Source organism: Planococcus notacanthi, from assembly GCF_030407825.1.
GTDB lineage: Bacteria > Bacillota > Bacilli > Bacillales_A > Planococcaceae > Planococcus > Planococcus notacanthi.
This window is the reverse complement of the sequence record NZ_JASDCQ010000001.1, coordinates 596,227-611,155: the sequence shown is the minus strand read 5'-3', so window position 1 is coordinate 611,155 and position 14,929 is coordinate 596,227. Positions and strand designations below refer to the sequence as shown.

The 14,929-nt window shown below is 42.8% G+C and carries 19 protein-coding genes; 3 read left to right on the top strand and 16 right to left on the bottom strand.

The window, feature by feature from the left end; all coding sequences use genetic code 11:
• Positions 1-38 precede the first annotated feature (38 nt).
• Together QMA01_RS02850 and QMA01_RS02845 are read right to left on the bottom strand one after the other, a co-directional pair.
• Positions 39-248 carry a YqkE family protein gene (locus QMA01_RS02850; RefSeq protein ID WP_191714182.1) on the bottom strand — a complete coding sequence of 70 codons (210 nt, stop codon included), beginning with the start codon at positions 246-248 and terminating at the stop codon, positions 39-41.
• Positions 249-260: 12 nt separating this feature from the next.
• Positions 261-1,445 (bottom strand): acetyl-CoA C-acetyltransferase, encoded by a 1,185-nt coding sequence (locus QMA01_RS02845; protein ID WP_191714181.1) that lies wholly within the window; start codon positions 1,443-1,445, stop codon positions 261-263.
• An 81-nt stretch (positions 1,446-1,526) separates the two neighbouring features.
• Between QMA01_RS02845 and QMA01_RS02840 the strand changes: the two genes are divergently transcribed.
• Positions 1,527-2,426: a hydroxymethylglutaryl-CoA lyase gene (locus QMA01_RS02840; protein ID WP_290214242.1), complete on the top strand. Its 900-nt coding sequence runs from the start codon at positions 1,527-1,529 to the stop codon at positions 2,424-2,426.
• A 12-nt stretch (positions 2,427-2,438) separates the two neighbouring features.
• The gene (locus tag QMA01_RS02835; protein WP_191714179.1) at positions 2,439-3,419 is read left to right on the top strand and encodes an alpha/beta hydrolase; all 981 of its coding nucleotides are present in this window, start codon (positions 2,439-2,441) and stop codon (positions 3,417-3,419) included.
• Positions 3,420-3,446: 27 nt separating this feature from the next.
• On the opposite strand, the gene QMA01_RS02830 is transcribed toward QMA01_RS02835, so the two are convergent.
• From QMA01_RS02830 to yneA, 6 genes are all read right to left on the bottom strand, one after another.
• Complete coding sequence (locus QMA01_RS02830) at positions 3,447-3,728, bottom strand: hypothetical protein (protein ID WP_191714178.1); 282 nt, start codon at positions 3,726-3,728, stop codon at positions 3,447-3,449.
• Between the two features lie 132 nt (positions 3,729-3,860).
• On the bottom strand, positions 3,861-4,103 hold the full coding sequence (locus QMA01_RS02825; RefSeq protein ID WP_191714177.1) for a YneF family protein: 243 nt from the start codon (positions 4,101-4,103) through the stop codon (positions 3,861-3,863).
• Positions 4,104-4,418: 315 nt separating this feature from the next.
• Complete coding sequence (tkt, locus tag QMA01_RS02820; protein ID WP_290214241.1) at positions 4,419-6,422, bottom strand: transketolase; 2,004 nt, start codon at positions 6,420-6,422, stop codon at positions 4,419-4,421.
• 87 nt (positions 6,423-6,509) lie between these two features.
• The gene (locus QMA01_RS02815) at positions 6,510-6,743 is read right to left on the bottom strand and encodes a DUF896 domain-containing protein (RefSeq protein ID WP_191714505.1); all 234 of its coding nucleotides are present in this window, start codon (positions 6,741-6,743) and stop codon (positions 6,510-6,512) included.
• A gap of 58 nt (positions 6,744-6,801) precedes the next feature.
• Complete coding sequence (locus QMA01_RS02810; protein ID WP_290214240.1) at positions 6,802-7,455, bottom strand: YneB family resolvase-like protein; 654 nt, start codon at positions 7,453-7,455, stop codon at positions 6,802-6,804.
• Positions 7,452-7,769: a cell division suppressor protein YneA gene (gene yneA / locus QMA01_RS02805; RefSeq protein WP_203339456.1), complete on the bottom strand. Its 318-nt coding sequence runs from the start codon at positions 7,767-7,769 to the stop codon at positions 7,452-7,454. The genes QMA01_RS02810 and yneA overlap by 4 nt, the downstream gene beginning before the upstream one ends.
• A gap of 165 nt (positions 7,770-7,934) precedes the next feature.
• On the opposite strand from yneA, the gene lexA reads away from it, so the two are divergent.
• Complete coding sequence (lexA, locus tag QMA01_RS02800; RefSeq protein WP_191714173.1) at positions 7,935-8,555, top strand: transcriptional repressor LexA; 621 nt, start codon at positions 7,935-7,937, stop codon at positions 8,553-8,555.
• 61 nt (positions 8,556-8,616) lie between these two features.
• On the opposite strand, the gene QMA01_RS02795 is transcribed toward lexA, so the two are convergent.
• The 8 genes from QMA01_RS02795 to QMA01_RS02760 form a co-directional block, all read right to left on the bottom strand.
• Complete coding sequence (locus QMA01_RS02795; RefSeq protein ID WP_290214239.1) at positions 8,617-9,351, bottom strand: class I SAM-dependent DNA methyltransferase; 735 nt, start codon at positions 9,349-9,351, stop codon at positions 8,617-8,619.
• 97 nt (positions 9,352-9,448) lie between these two features.
• Positions 9,449-9,643: a hypothetical protein gene (locus tag QMA01_RS02790; RefSeq protein ID WP_191714171.1), complete on the bottom strand. Its 195-nt coding sequence runs from the start codon at positions 9,641-9,643 to the stop codon at positions 9,449-9,451.
• A gap of 61 nt (positions 9,644-9,704) precedes the next feature.
• Positions 9,705-10,136, bottom strand: coding sequence for a hypothetical protein (locus QMA01_RS02785; RefSeq protein WP_191714170.1), 432 nt, complete (start codon positions 10,134-10,136; stop codon positions 9,705-9,707).
• Between the two features lie 147 nt (positions 10,137-10,283).
• Positions 10,284-10,472, bottom strand: a complete 189-nt coding sequence (locus QMA01_RS02780; RefSeq protein ID WP_191714169.1) for a hypothetical protein — start codon at positions 10,470-10,472, stop codon at positions 10,284-10,286.
• Between the two features lie 869 nt (positions 10,473-11,341).
• A complete protein-coding gene (locus QMA01_RS02775; protein ID WP_263615925.1) occupies positions 11,342-11,470 on the bottom strand; it encodes a hypothetical protein in 129 nt (42 codons plus the stop codon).
• A gap of 234 nt (positions 11,471-11,704) precedes the next feature.
• On the bottom strand, positions 11,705-13,039 hold the full coding sequence (gene glnA, locus QMA01_RS02770) for a type I glutamate--ammonia ligase (protein WP_290184667.1): 1,335 nt from the start codon (positions 13,037-13,039) through the stop codon (positions 11,705-11,707).
• Positions 13,040-13,080: 41 nt separating this feature from the next.
• Positions 13,081-13,467: a MerR family transcriptional regulator gene (locus QMA01_RS02765; RefSeq protein WP_191714166.1), complete on the bottom strand. Its 387-nt coding sequence runs from the start codon at positions 13,465-13,467 to the stop codon at positions 13,081-13,083.
• 123 nt (positions 13,468-13,590) lie between these two features.
• The gene (locus QMA01_RS02760) at positions 13,591-14,823 is read right to left on the bottom strand and encodes a methionine gamma-lyase family protein (RefSeq protein WP_290184664.1); all 1,233 of its coding nucleotides are present in this window, start codon (positions 14,821-14,823) and stop codon (positions 13,591-13,593) included.
• Between the last annotated feature and the right edge of the window lie 106 nt (positions 14,824-14,929).

The following is a 14,929-nucleotide window of genomic DNA, read 5'->3' as shown; positions in this document are numbered from 1 at the left end:
GCCTTTTCATATAAGAACTATTGTGTTCCTTTTTAAAACTAAAATTTATTCCCTTTATCTCCATGGCGCTCCAGAAGTTCAGCAAATGATAGATTCTTCTCGCGTTCTTTGCGTTCGAATAAACGCTGTGCTTCTTTTTCTTCTTCCAACTTCTGTTCGTGTTTCAACAATTCTTTTTTCGTTTCCTTCAGTTTTGCCAACACATCGTCAGACAGCATACTGTTGGATTCTTCTTTTCTTTTAGCCATTGCTCTCTCTCCTTAAGGACGTTTAATAACCGTTGCGATCCCTTGGCCGCCGCCGATGCAAAGAGTCGCCAATCCCGTCTTAGCGTCACGTTTGATCATTTCGTGCAGCAAAGTGACAAAAATGCGTGTGCCGCTTGCGCCGATCGGGTGACCAATCGCAATGGCTCCTCCATTGACATTCAGTATATCATGATTAAACTTCAGCTCACGGTCAACCGCAATCGACTGCGCAGCAAACGCTTCATTTGCCTCGATCAGTTCAATGTCTTCTAATGCCATATCGGCTTTTTTCAAGGCATTTTTCACAGCTTGCACGGGACCGATTCCCATTACAGCGGGATCAACTCCTGCACTGCCGTTTGCTACTACAGTTGCCAGCGGCGTCAGTCCAAGTTCATCCGCTTTCGCTTTGGACATGACCACAACTGCAGCTGCACCATCGTTAATGCCTGATGCATTGCCCGCTGTCACACTACCGTCTTTTTTGAAAGCCGGACGCAGCTTTCCTAAACGCGCTTCATTGGAATCACTCTTAATGTATTCATCTGCCTTGAAGATAACTGGATCTCCTTTGCGCTGGGGAATTTCCACTGGCACAATTTCGTCATCAAATCTGCCAGATTCGACTGCAGCGGTGGCACGTGCTTGTGAGCGGGCAGCGAATTGATCTTGTTCTTCACGTGTGATGTCGTAACGATCACATAAATTCTCTGCAGTGACTCCCATATGGTAATCATTGAATGCACAGGTCAAGCCGTCAACGAGCATGCTGTCGACTACTTTCTGATCCCCCATGCGGAATCCACTGCGGGCATTTTCCATGAGATACGGTGCACGGCTCATGTTTTCCATTCCACCTGCAACGACAATGTCTGCATCCCCAGCATAAATCGCCTGGTAAGCGAGCTGAATAGATTTCAATCCAGATCCACAGACTTTGTTGATGGTCATAGCGGGCACAGTTTCCGGCAGCCCCGCATGGATGGATGCCTGGCGTGCTGGATTTTGGCCTAACCCGGCCTGAAGAACATTCCCCATAATGACTTCAGAAACTTGCTCCGGCTGAATCCCGGCGCGTCCGATCGCCTCTTTGATGACGATCGCTCCTAATTGTGTAGCCGGCACGTCTTTTAATGACCCTTGAAATGAACCTACCGCTGTACGGACAGCGCTTACAATAACGATTTCCTGTGACATGTACTTTTCCCCCTTGAGTGATTGTCTGTTAGTTGCTCTTTTATCCCTTCCCTATATACAATGGAAAGCAGGGGGGATATTATGTTCAGTTTACCAAAAAATGCAACAATTATCGAGGTCGGACCAAGGGATGGTCTCCAAAATGAAGGAAAACTTGTTACTACTGAAAATAAACTTCAATTTATAGCTGCTTTGCAGGACGCCGGAGTTCAGGAAATGGAGTTGACATCCTTTGTGTCTCCTAAATGGGTGCCGCAAATGGGTGATGCCCGGGATATCGTCACACAGACGAAAAAAACCGGGCGCCAATTCGTGTTGACACCAAATGAACGCGGCATCAATGCAGCTCTCGAAGCTGGAGCTCAATCACTCGCCGTCTTTGTTGGCGTTTCCAATACCTTCAATAAAAAAAATATCAATAAAACTACGGCTGAAAGCATGGAAACTTTAAAACCGTTGATTCTTAACTTGAAAGAACAAGGCATCTTTGTCCGCGCCTGTATATCGACTGCCTTTTACTGTCCATTTGAAGGAGCGGTATCACCGGAAGCGACACTGGATTTATGCCGCCAATTTGTGGAATGGGGAGTCGACGAACTGAGTGTCGCCGATACAATTGGCATGGCGAATCCGAAGGAAAGTTATGAACTGTTTACTAAACTAATCGAAGCATTTCCAGATGTTTTGATAACAGCCCATTTCCACGACACCCGTAGAATGGCCCTTGCCAACATACTGGCTTCGTTGCAGGCTGGCGTCACTCGTTTTGATGCTTCTGCAGGCGGCCTCGGAGGCTGTCCATTCGCACCAGGCGCAACCGGAAATGTCGCCACAGAGGATGTCGTCAATATGCTCCACCGGATGGGCATCGATACAGGAATTGATGAGAATCTTTTATGTCAAGCCATCGAAAAAATCGAGCCCCACGTAACCAATCCAGTTGCCACAGGCATGTATACCTTATATAAAAACCAACCTTAAGGAGCTTATGCCATGAAAAAAAGATTGCTTTGGACTTCCGCCATTATATCAAGCGTCCTTACAGCAACAGCTACAGTTGCGGGATTTATCGCCAGCAACCGGCTGATGTATGTAAAGAAAAAAGATGAAAAGCTGATTCTAGAAAGGGAAACGAGCGCTAAACGCTATGATGAAGTCTGGTATGCCAATGTCCCTAAAAGTGAGCAATGGATCGAATCCGAGAATGGCTACCCGATAAAAGCTATTTTTCTCGAACCTCACGATACTAATCGCTATGTCATCATTTGCCATGGCGTGACCGAAACGAAAGTCAATTCTTTTAAGTACGCACGGATGTTTGAGCGTTTAGGGTTTAATTCGGTGGTTTATGACCATCGGCGCCATGGAGATTCCGGAGGAAAAACAACCAGTTTCGGACATTTTGAAAAAATCGATTTGAAAGCTGTCGTAGCTGCATTAAAACTGCATGTTGGTGATGAGCTGTTTTATGGCATCCACGGTGAATCCATGGGGGCTGCTACAACTTTGCTTTACGCCGGTATGGAGGACACCGCAGATTTCTACATCTCTGATTGCGCTTATTCCGACATTTATGAACAGATTCTGCATGTCATGAAAACCACGACTCCCCTGCGCACAACTTTGGCTCTGCGACTCGCCAGTTTGTTCATGAAAATGCGTGATGGCTATTCCATTTCTACTGTTTCTCCGAGGGAAACAGTAGCCAATATAAAAAAACCTGTGCTCTTCATACACAGTATTCATGATGATTTTGTCCTGGCGAAAATGAGTGAGGAACTTTATGCATTAAAAGAAGGACCAAAACAATTGAAAATGTTTGAAGAAGGCGCACATGCGCAATCTTTCAACAGCAACCCTGATCAATACGAAGAGGCAGTTGCAAATTTCCTGATGAAGTATGATTTACTGACGCCTAAACAACAGGACCTACACACTATCTCAGCAAATTCGGCCGTGTCTATCGTAAAATGACAAAAGCACTCCGCGGAGTGCTTTTTATTATGGTTTCTTCTTTTTGTTGAGGACCAACTTCATGCCTGCCTGCCCTTCAGCGCCAATGAACAATTCCGTAATCGGTCCACTTTTTACAATACCGGTAACGTGGAGTTCGATTGTATCTAAGCTATAATCTGTCATATCTTTCACCAAATCATCGATCTTATCCAATGAGACGGGAAAAGCCTTTTTCAATTGATTGCTTTCAAGATGAAACTTCCCTGCTTCCTTGTCATCTTCTTCAATGACCGGTAAATAAAACAACAGTTCTTCATTTTCCGCCATCCTGAATTCCTCCTTTGATTTCTGCATACAAGCCGCCATCAAAAATTGGCATCTTACTGGCTCAATACCCGAAATCCGAAATTCTAATAGCAGATTCGAACAAAATAAAAAAAGCACTCCGAAGAGTACTTTTTATTTTTTAGCAGTTTTGCTAGGTTTGGTTGACGCTTTATTCATTTGAGTCATCATTTGATTGATTTTTTTCTGAGACGGTTTTTGTCCCATTTGCATCATCATGATTCGCAGCATTTCTTCATTGATTGGTGGGTTATCTTGCAAATATTTCATCATATATCGACGTGCGATAAAGAATCCAAGTGCAACACCTGCGAGTAAAGCCACGATAACGATTACGATCCAGATCCATGTATCCATTCTTGTTACCTCCTTCGTGTTGCGTAAATAAGTAGTGCACCACAATGGATTATACTATAAAAAAGTAATTGTGACCATAAGGAGGAAAATAATAAAGTGAAACTTCAATCAGTAGGGGTCTCCCCCTTACTGATTGTTAGTTGAACCAATCGGACTTTTACGGTCAGTGGATCTCCTGCTTGTCAAAGCAGGAGACCATACTGCCCGTTAAAGCGGGATAAAGTGAAACTTCACCTTTTCCACTGCTCATCAAATAAAAAAGAGGCTGCCCACTAAAAGTCATTTTTCATGATCTTTTGGGACAGCCCTTCCATATTAGTTTTCGTTGATTAAGTTTTTCACTTTGTTTGCAACATTGTCAGCTGTGAAGCCGAACTCTTCCATGATGCGATCTCCCGGTGCACTTGCACCGAAACGGTCGATTGCAAGAATATCGCCTTCGTCGCCTGTATAGCGATCCCAACCGAATGAAGTACCGACTTCAATAGCCAGGCGTTTCTTGACAGTTCTTGGAATGACGGATTGCTTGTATTCTTTATCCTGTTTTTCAAAACGATCCCATGATGGCATTGAAACGACAGAAACCGCAATTCCTTCTTCAGCCAATTGCTTTTGTGCAGCTACAGCCAAGCTAACTTCCGATCCAGTCGCAAGCAATAGCGCTTGTGGATTTTCAGCAGGGGACACAACGTATGCACCCTTCTCCACGCCAGCTTCTGCAAGTTCTGCGCTGTTTTCCAAAATTGGCAAGTCCTGACGAGAAAGAACCAATAAAGTCGGTGTAGTTTTCGCCGTCAACGCCAAACGCCATGCCGCTTTTGTTTCGTTGGCATCAGCGGGACGAACAACGCTCAAGTTCGGCATTGCACGAAGAGAAGCCAAATGTTCAACCGGTTCATGTGTTGGGCCATCTTCGCCTACAGCTACGCTATCATGTGTGAAGACATAAGTGACAGGAAGCCCCATTAATGCAGCCAGACGGATTGCTGGACGGACATAATCACTGAAGACGAAGAACGTTCCGCCGAAGACATGAAGTCCGCCATGAAGAGCCATACCGTTTAAGGCTGCTCCCATTGCAAATTCACGCACACCAAACCAGATATTGCGTCCTTCAGGATGTTCAGCGTCGAAATCGCCAGCGCCTTTGATGTTCGTTTTGTTGGATCCAGCAAGGTCAGCACTTCCCCCGAAGAAGGAAGGAACTGTTTTAGCGATTGCATTGATCATATCTCCTGAAGAAGAACGAGTTGCTTGTTTGTTACCGAATTCATATGTCGGGAACTCTGCATCAAAGTTCTCTGGAAGATCTCCACGGATCGCCATCTGCAATTGTTCCGCCAATTCCGGATGTGCTGATTCGTATTGTGAATACAATTCGTTCCATTGTGATTCAGCTTTTGCCCCAAGCTCTTCAGTTGCCTGTTGGAAAGTTTCATATACTTCCTCCGGCACATGGAAATCTTGATCGAAAGTCCACTCGTAGTATTCTTTAACCAATTTCATTTCATCTTCACCAAGCGGTGCACCGTGTGCGTCTGCTTTACCTGATTTGTTCGGAGCTCCGTAACCGATAACGGTTTTGACTTCGATTAATGTCGGTTTGTCTGAAGATTCTTTGGCTTGTGCGATTTTTTCTGATAAGTCGTCCAATACATTGCCATCGTCTACGCGCAAATAGTTCCAGCCGTATGACTCAAAACGTTTTTGAACATTTTCAGAGAAACTCTTGCCGAGTGGACCGTCCAACGAAATGTCGTTGCTATCATATAGAACAACCAATTTATTTAATTTCAAGTGGCCTGCAAGAGAAATAGCTTCTCCGGCAACGCCTTCCATCAAATCTCCATCACCGCATAAAGCGAAAGTGTTGTGATCGACGATATTCATGCCTTCTTTATTGTAAGTAGCTGCTAAATGACGCTCAGCCATTGCCATACCGACCGCCATACCAATTCCCTGTCCAAGTGGACCGGTCGTGGCTTCAACGCCTGTAGTGTGGCCATATTCGGGATGTCCAGGTGTTTTTGAATCCCATTGACGGAAGTTTTTGATTTCATCCATTTCTAAACCATAGCCGCTTAAATGAAGCAAACTGTATAGAAGCATGGAACCATGTCCAGCGGATAACACAAAACGGTCACGGTTAAACCAATCCGGATTTTTTGGATTGTGGTTCATATGCTTAGTCCACAAAGTATATGCCATTGGAGCTGCGCCCATTGGCAATCCTGGATGACCAGAATTTGCTTTTTCGATTGCATCGATGGAAAGTGTACGAATTGTTGTCACTGCAAGTTGATCTGCGTGGGTTGACATAGTAACATCCTCTCTCAAACAAAAATATAATCCCTTTCTAGTTTAGTCAACAATAGAAAAGAATACAATGAAAAAGAGAATAAGTATTTAATTCAAATACTTATTCTCTCGAATATTTTTGACCTTTTCTGGTGTTACATCGTTCCCATTCGGGTCAATTACTTTTACATTTTCAATTGTTCCACGCATCGTTTTACGGAACGTTTGCAAATATTCCTGGCGCAAAGAAGATTGTTCTTTTGCTTCTTCTTTGGATAATCCAGTCGTTTTCGATTTACGTGATAGTTCATTAATTCTAGTTAATTTGTCTGGTGATAACATAGACATCCACCTTTCTTCTTTTCATATGGTACAAAAAAAGTAAGGTTTCTGCAATGTTTTAGTCTTTCATCAGCTTTTCGTATTCCTTATATCGCCGATGAACCGTCGCCTTGCTCGCTTGGTAGCCGAATCCTTGCAGGGTTACAGCAATTTCACTGAAAGTCAGCCCATTGGTTTTCAGGCTGACAATTTGATCGATAGGCAAATCCAAGCGTTCCCGTCCATCAGGATTGCCTTTGCCTTTTAGATTTTTTTCCGGTTTATAGCCATTTTCCACAGCGCGTTTCATGCCCCGCTTGATTTTGGCATTATGTATTTTGCGCTGATATTCTTCAACGATTGCCAGAATTTCAAGCACCATGTCATCCATATCATTAAGGGCTATTGGCCCCATATCCGATAAGGTATAAACTTCCACGCCATATTTCTTCATGACATGCAAAAGAGCAATACGTGCATGCCCTCTGCCCAAACGCGTTTCATCCTGAATAAAAACGGCATCGATTTTTTCTGCCTTGATGCAATTAAGCATTTCAAGCAGACCGTCACGATCCATTTCGTATCCACTGTGCTGATCGGTGTATACACCATCCACTTTATAAGATTGTTCAAACGCAAATTTCATCAGTTCTTCTTCCTGTCTCTCAAGGGAGGATTCCTGCGTATCTTTGGTCGTGCTGACACGGCAATAAATTAATGCATTTTTCTTCATTCAGCATCACCTGCAAATTTAATGGTCTCATCAGGAGCAAATTTCAATTGGTCGCTTGGAATCTTAAGGGATTGTCCTGCAATGATTTTTGGAGTAGAAAGGTTGTTTTCTTTCATAATCTCCTCTATCCATTCATGATGGGGAGTCGCGCCACTGAAAGATTCAGCTAAAGTCCAAAGCGTGTCGCCTTCTTCTATTTCAACTTGGCTCATTGATGTACTGTTTGTATTATGGGACAGTATTGCGTAAAAAGTAAATACCACAATTAATGAGAAAAATGCGATAAGATAAGAATTTTGTCGAATGAATGTCATTTGAACCGCCTCCTAAGAATTTATGTTCGGAATGTATGTTCTCATATTAATGCGAACAGGTGTTTTTGTCAAGAATAAAATTCGAACCTATGTTTGCATTTCAATGCCCGAGTTGGTATACTATTGGTAGAAATCAAGTAGAATTACTCAAATGAGGTGAAACTGTTGAAAAAAGTATCCAAACGCCAGGAAGACATTCTGTCATTTATAAAAGAGGAAGTTCGGCTGAAAGGCTATCCGCCATCCGTACGCGAAATCGGTGAGGCAGTCGGTCTTGCATCCAGTTCGACTGTACATGGGCATTTAGCACGTCTTGAAAGCAAAGGCTTGATCAGACGGGATCCAACCAAGCCGAGAGCCATTGAAGTAATAAGCACTGACGAAGCGTTAATCGATAAAAGTCCGGTATTGCATGTTCCTTTAATCGGTAAAGTAACTGCCGGTGTTCCTATTACAGCAATTGAGAACGTGGAAGAGTATTTCCCGCTTCCGCAAAGTTATGGCACTGAAGATGATCACATCTTCATGCTGGAGATCATGGGTGAAAGTATGATCGAAGCCGGAATTTTGAACGGAGATTATGTAGTGGTTAAGCAGCAGCAGACCGCGGATAATGGGGACATTGTTGTCGCAATGACGACTGAGGATGAAGCAACAGTTAAACGCTTCTTCCGAGAAGAAAATTATTTCCGTCTTCAGCCTGAAAATTCATCGATGGATCCGATCATTGTAGACCAAGTATCGATTCTTGGTAAAGTTGTAGGCGTTTATCGCCAAATCCATTAAAAAAACCGGGGAAATCCCCGGTTTTTTTAATGGATATTTTTATTATGTAAACAATTTCATTTTAGCGTTTATGGCAGTTGAAAGCTAAAATTACAGGAATTCTCATTCTCCTACTATACTCTTCATCAGAACTGAAATTTTGACGCTCGGGCTTCCCTTCCCGAACATTCGTTACGCTAAATCCCGCATTTGTCAAAGAGGTAAAATAGCTTTCAATGGTTCGGTGATACTTGACGACAATTTTATCGATCCACGGTTCGTGCCGTTCTCCTTCTTTAAAGTAATCGTCCACCAGCCAATTGCTTCTTTTTTCTCCTGACATTTTACTTGAAAAAGATGAGGTCGTCAGTGGATGCTGCACACTAAACACAAATTTCCCCTCAGCTTTTAAGGATTCATATACATTTCGGAATAGTTCGTCCACTTCCGGTAAATAATGGATGGCTAGTCGAGAGGAGACGATGTCATAGGTATTTTCAGGAAAAACAAATGACTCCATAATTGCCAATGTCAGATCGGCATTGGCACCCTCCAAATTTGCAGCCGCTAAGTCGATCATTTCTTCAGACCCTTCCACACCATGATAATAATGCGCTCCTGCTTCCAACAGTTCTTTTCCGAATAAAGCATCTCCACATCCTAAATCGAGTATATCCTGGTTTTGAAAGTTGCCAAGCAAGCCATAGATTATTGGTTTTTCAATGCTGTTATTAGGGCTCTCCGTCCGATTTCTTCTTTGCAGAAAATTCTTCAAAAAATCTTTTTCCTCGTAAGCACTCGATCCTCTGAACTCCATTCATTTGCCTCCCAATTGAATTGTCATGCAAAAAATCTTTTAAAAAAAGGAGTTGCGCAAGCAACACCTCAAGTGCAGCTTGCCGAGAAAAAATCTTCTACAGTTCGCTGACGATAATATATTTAACTAAATTGATAGTAATGCGATAAATATTGCCTGTTTGTTCATCTGAAATTTCATAAGTGCCATTGGAAGGAATCTTGCTTAATGCCGATTCTTTATCTACAGCCTGGACATTGTGTACGATGGTATTGCCTTGATCAAAATAAAACTCTACGCGAAACGGTTTCATGCAATAGCCTCCTTTAAACTTTTACTTTATCTTCGTGACTCAGTTTAGCATATATCCTTTATTATTGCTGTTTGTATAATTCCTTGTATACGATCACTTTCAGGGCAAGCAGCTCTTCTTCATTCAAATCCTCTTCAAGCTTCTGAATCACTTCGTCTGCTGACATCGTGCCATCTTCAATTCCCGATTTCATTTTAGCCAGATCCGCAATGCCGACCTTTTTGATGACTGTACCCGCTGCATCTCCAGTTGTTTCAAATGGCAAAGGCATACTCTCTTCCTCTGCAATTTTGGCTTCTTCTACATATTCAAGCATTTGTGGATCACTTTCAACATATTCCACCACTTTTTCCATTTGCCCGTTGTTCCGAAGCTCTTCTGTCGCCTCGGCAACCAGCCGGTCGGTCGACAAATCGGGTCCGATAACATATGTGCCAATGCCTGCAAACGAAAAGAAGATTAAAAAAACAATGATAGACATTAAAAAGCGCATAGCCGATTCCCCCTCCGTTTTTAGACTATTATAACAGTAGACGCAAAAAAGTGTATAAAGTTACCAAAAAAGAATAACCTCGCAGTTCGTTCTTTGCAGAACGGACGACAAGGTTATTTCTTTTACTCAAGCATGTTCATCAATTAATCATCGTTTCTGCTGCTCAGCAATCCACCAGTCAATGTGTTCTAAATTAAAGATCACAGTGTCTTGGAATGCTTTGCGGTGCGGAATCTTTCTTTTCGACATTAAATCTGTAATCTGCTCTGCAGCCAATGGATAATTCACTGATTCCAAATATTCTACAAGATTCGAAAGTCCTTGGATTTTCCTCAAATTAATCGCCTCCCACAAAATCCTTCTTCTTTCAAGAGAAAGAAAAATTCAGTATGAGTTATTAACTTTTCAGGCTGCAACTAATTATAACCTTAATTCGCCGGCTGTAAACTATAAAAAAAGGTATTCTTCGCATACTCTGCATATTTTCATCATAAATTTCATTAAGCCTGTTTAGTTAGAATCAGGATATTTTCAAGCAACAGCAAGACAAGGAGATATCCGCTTGCCTCTGGAATCTTTCTTTGCCAGCACATAAAAAAACAGCATCTCCGAGGAGAAACTGTTTTCATGTTTACTTTTCTATAGAGTCAGAACAGCATAACCTTTATCGGCTTTGAGGCTCCAATCGACAAAAATTTCATTTATCGATCTCTTCAGTATCTTTTCCAATGTTGATTGTTTAAATAATTTATATTCTAATGGCCGTTTAGCCAGTTTCAAGGTGTCTTCAATGCCCATGCCTATCCATTCATTTTCGAGCAGAGTAAAGATGTCTGTACGACGAATCAGCAGGGTTCTTTCAATATCTCCGAAACGGTTCAGTAAATCCGAGATTCTTTGCTCCAGTTCACTTATTTAAAGATTCCATCGAAGAGAGCCTGCTCGTTAACTTCCATCAGCCTAGGCTCTATTTCTATCACGCTTTCTTCCAAGACAGTAAGAATCACACCCGACCTGTTCACTAAATTCCAAACGGCATACTGTTCTTTAATCTCGTGGCCTGCTTCTTTTAAAAACTCCGTTGAAATTCTTCGCCAATTATTTGAGGAGCAATTGAAGCCGGAATCCCTTTAACAGGAAACACACACAGATATTCCACCATCAACGAGAATCACTTAATTCTCAACCGTGAAGCATTCTGCTGATCAAGAATCGACGCGGTGGCTTTCTTCATAAGCACGCTCTTCTTTGTGGTAACGGATGTATGATTTTCCGAAAGCGACTAAAGACGTGATCCAGAGAGAAATTAGAATTGCGTATAAGATCATGAACATAATGATTCCTCCTCTTTTACTAATCAGCAACATAGTCAAATATTAACTTTCTTTTTTTAAAAACTTTTTAATATCTCAGTCTGCCAGGTCATTGCCAATTAGTCGCTTTAGCACACGAATAAGTTTCTATTAGTTTTCAATTTCTATTATTTTTTTCATTTTCTCTTTCTGGACTCGACGGAAAACAGAAAAAAGCCGTTGGCGCTTTGCAGCACCAACGGCTTAAGGTAATTTTTAGTACATTTTCAAGTATTGCTCGCGTTCCCACGGGTGGACGCTTGTGCGGAACATATCCCATTCGATTTCTTTCGCTTCGACGAAATTGTTCAAAATGTGGCTTCCCAATGCTTTTTTCATCACTTCATCTTTTTGCAATTCCTGCAAGGCGTTGTAAAGTGTGCTCGGAAGATCTTCGATTCCCACTGCTTCACGCTCTTTTTGGTTCATTGCATAGATATTGCGGTCTACGGCATTTGGTGGAGTCAGTTTTCTTCTGATTCCATCAAGGCCTGCGCCAAGAAGAACAGCCATCGCTAAGTATGGATTAGCTGCCGGATCGACTGAACGCACTTCTACACGTGTAGACAAACCGCGTGATGCTGGAATACGCACTAACGGGCTACGGTTCTGGCCTGACCATGCAATGTAACAAGGCGCTTCATAACCTGGCACAAGACGTTTGTACGAGTTTACAAGCGGGTTTGTTACAGCTGTAAAGCCTTTCGCGTGTTCAATGATTCCAGCGATGAATTGGTAAGCTGTCTCACTCAATTTCATTTCGCCGTCTTCATCCAGGAATGTGTTGCGATTTCCATCAAACAAGGAAAGGTTCATGTGCATTCCTGAACCGCTGACACCAAATAGTGGTTTCGGCATGAACGTAGCATGAAGGCCATGTTTACGGGCAATGGTCTTAACAACCAGCTTAAAGGTTTGGATTTCATCACATGCTTGTACGGCATCTGCATATTTAAAGTCGATTTCGTGTTGTCCTGGTGCCACTTCGTGGTGGGAAGCTTCGATTTCAAAGCCCATTTCTTCCAGTTCAAGAACGATGTCGCGTCGGCAGTTTTCGCCCAGGTCCATCGGTGCCAAGTCAAAATAGCCGCCGTGGTCATTCAGTTCAAGAGATGGTTCGCCTCTTTCATCAAGTTTGAACAGGAAGAATTCCGGCTCTGGTCCAAGGTTGAAATGCGTAAATCCTAGCTCTTCCATTTCCTTTAATACACGTTTTAAGTTTGTACGTGGATCTCCAGCAAATGGCGTGCCATCTGGGCTGTAAATGTCACAGATTAAACGTGCAACTTTTCCTTTTCCTGTGATCCAAGGGAATACAACCCATGTATCCAAGTCAGGGTATAGGTACATATCAGATTCTTCAATGCGTACAAAACCGTCAATGGACGATCCATCAAACATCATTTTGTTGTCGAGTGCTTTGTCCAATTGGGATGTCGGTATTTCAACGTTTTTGATGACCCCAAGAATATCTGTAAATTGCAGACGGATAAAATTAACGTTCTCTTCTTTTACTAATCGTTGAATGTCTTCTTTTGAATACTTGCCCATGTTCTCTTCACTCTCCTATAAATATTGTATGTAACCCCATCTCATTTAAAGAAACGGGTTAAATCACTTTGTCTGAAACCGCCTTTTTCAAAAGGACGGGCTTGGTGCTTCAATTCTTCGCGCAATAGTTTGCGCAACTCGGCATCGCTTAAGTTTTTCGGCTCTGCCTTTTCGTTTTTAGGGATTTCTTTTGTATCATATAATTTCTTGATGCCTGCAATATTCAGTCCCTGATCCAAATATTCTTTGATTTCGAGAAGTGTATCCACATCATTCAGGGAAAACATACGCTTGTTGCCTTCGGTACGGGCAGGGTTGATCAACTCATGCTCTTCATAATAACGAATTTGCCTGGCGGTCAATTCCGTCAATTGCATAACTATGCTGATTGGAAGAAGCGGCATCGTTCGTCGCACCCGGTTCGTCATAAGTTTCACCCATTTCACATAATTGCTACTCTTAAAGCATACATCATGTCAGATTACCTGTCAACAACATGTTATGTTTTCTTACATTAAATGATTTCCCGTATGCTCCATACGGGAAATCATTTAAATTAACTTCAATTTTTTTAATGCATCTACTGAATTCAATACGGCAATTTTTACGTGTTCATACGTAAGACCGCCTTGAACGAATGCTGTATAAGGTGGACGAATCGGACCGTCCGCAGTCAGCTCGATACTGGATCCCTGCACAAATGTACCGGCAGCCATAATGACATCGTCCTCATAGCCCGGCATGTAAGCTGGTTCAGGCGCAAACTGCGCATTGACCGGTGAACTCGCCTGAATGGTTTGGCAAAACGCAATCATCTGTTCAGCATTCTGAAACGACACTGATTGAATCAAGTCGGTCCGTTTGTCGCTCCAATGAGGCGTCGTCATCATGCCAGCCTGTTCCAGAAGCGCTGAAGTGAAAATGGCCCCTTTTAACGCTTGCGAAACAATATGCGGTGCCATAAAAAAGCCTTGATACATATCAGGCAGTGCATTAAGAGAAGCACCTGCCTCTCCTCCTATACCCGGAGACGTCATCCGGTAACCGCATTTTTCGATTAAATCCTTTCTTCCTGCGATATAACCGCCGATTTTCGCCAATCCGCCTCCCGGATTTTTGATTAACGAGCCCGCGATCATATCCGCACCCACTTCAATCGGCTCCTGCATCTCCACAAACTCGCCATAGCAATTATCGACAAAAATAACTGCATCCGGTTTTATCTCACGAACCCGGACTATCATCTCTTCAATTTCTTCTATTGTAAATGAAGGGCGTGTATCATATCCTCTGGACCGCTGGATGGCAATGACTTTTGTTTTGTCACCGATTGCATTTTGAGCAGCTTCCCAATCGATTTTATTGCCGGCATCCAGATCTGTATGCTGGTAGCTGATGCCGAAATCCCTCAACGAACCCGTATCTTTTTCTCCTCCTGAAACGATGGAATCCAAGGTGTCATAGGGTTTTCCTGTAAGGTAAAGCAACTCATCTCCCGGCCGCAAGATACCGAATAATGCAATTGTGATGGCATGGGTGCCAGAGATAATTTGAGGCCGCACGAGTGCCGCTTCCGCTTTAAAGACATCTGCGTAAACGCGTTCCAGCGTATCGCGCCCTTCATCATCGTAGCCATAGCCCGTTGACGGGTTGAAATGGTGATCACTGACACGCTGGTTATGGAAAGCATCCAGCACTTTCTTCTGATTAACGTATGCAATTTCATCAGCCAGCTGGAGCTGTAGTTGGATAGTTTCTTCTATTGTTCTAATCTGTGTATGCATGCAATTCTCCATTCTGTTAAACTTCTCATCTTATTATGAGGCACGACTTGAAATAGCGTCAAATTCTGATACAATTCATAGAGTCGTACGCAAAGGGGGATAAAAG

What these genes read in the sequence shown, in the direction of transcription:
- QMA01_RS02850 (WP_191714182.1), bottom strand. Translation starts at nt 248, where the DNA reads ATGGCTAAAAGAAAAGAAGAATCCAACAGTATGCTGTCTGACGATGTG.
- QMA01_RS02845 (WP_191714181.1), bottom strand. Translation starts at nt 1,445, where the DNA reads ATGTCACAGGAAATCGTTATTGTAAGCGCTGTCCGTACAGCGGTAGGT.
- QMA01_RS02840 (WP_290214242.1), top strand. Translation starts at nt 1,527, where the DNA reads ATGTTCAGTTTACCAAAAAATGCAACAATTATCGAGGTCGGACCAAGG.
- QMA01_RS02835 (WP_191714179.1), top strand. Translation starts at nt 2,439, where the DNA reads ATGAAAAAAAGATTGCTTTGGACTTCCGCCATTATATCAAGCGTCCTT.
- QMA01_RS02830 (WP_191714178.1), bottom strand. Translation starts at nt 3,728, where the DNA reads ATGGCGGAAAATGAAGAACTGTTGTTTTATTTACCGGTCATTGAAGAA.
- QMA01_RS02825 (WP_191714177.1), bottom strand. Translation starts at nt 4,103, where the DNA reads ATGGATACATGGATCTGGATCGTAATCGTTATCGTGGCTTTACTCGCA.
- tkt (WP_290214241.1), bottom strand. Translation starts at nt 6,422, where the DNA reads ATGTCAACCCACGCAGATCAACTTGCAGTGACAACAATTCGTACACTT.
- QMA01_RS02815 (WP_191714505.1), bottom strand. Translation starts at nt 6,743, where the DNA reads ATGTTATCACCAGACAAATTAACTAGAATTAATGAACTATCACGTAAA.
- QMA01_RS02810 (WP_290214240.1), bottom strand. Translation starts at nt 7,455, where the DNA reads ATGAAGAAAAATGCATTAATTTATTGCCGTGTCAGCACGACCAAAGAT.
- yneA (WP_203339456.1), bottom strand. Translation starts at nt 7,769, where the DNA reads ATGACATTCATTCGACAAAATTCTTATCTTATCGCATTTTTCTCATTA.
- QMA01_RS02795 (WP_290214239.1), bottom strand. Translation starts at nt 9,351, where the DNA reads ATGGAGTTCAGAGGATCGAGTGCTTACGAGGAAAAAGATTTTTTGAAG.
- QMA01_RS02790 (WP_191714171.1), bottom strand. Translation starts at nt 9,643, where the DNA reads ATGAAACCGTTTCGCGTAGAGTTTTATTTTGATCAAGGCAATACCATC.
- QMA01_RS02785 (WP_191714170.1), bottom strand. Translation starts at nt 10,136, where the DNA reads ATGCGCTTTTTAATGTCTATCATTGTTTTTTTAATCTTCTTTTCGTTT.
- QMA01_RS02775 (WP_263615925.1), bottom strand. Translation starts at nt 11,470, where the DNA reads ATGTTCATGATCTTATACGCAATTCTAATTTCTCTCTGGATCACGTCT.
- glnA (WP_290184667.1), bottom strand. Translation starts at nt 13,039, where the DNA reads ATGGGCAAGTATTCAAAAGAAGACATTCAACGATTAGTAAAAGAAGAG.
- QMA01_RS02765 (WP_191714166.1), bottom strand. Translation starts at nt 13,467, where the DNA reads ATGACGAACCGGGTGCGACGAACGATGCCGCTTCTTCCAATCAGCATA.
- QMA01_RS02760 (WP_290184664.1), bottom strand. Translation starts at nt 14,823, where the DNA reads ATGCATACACAGATTAGAACAATAGAAGAAACTATCCAACTACAGCTC.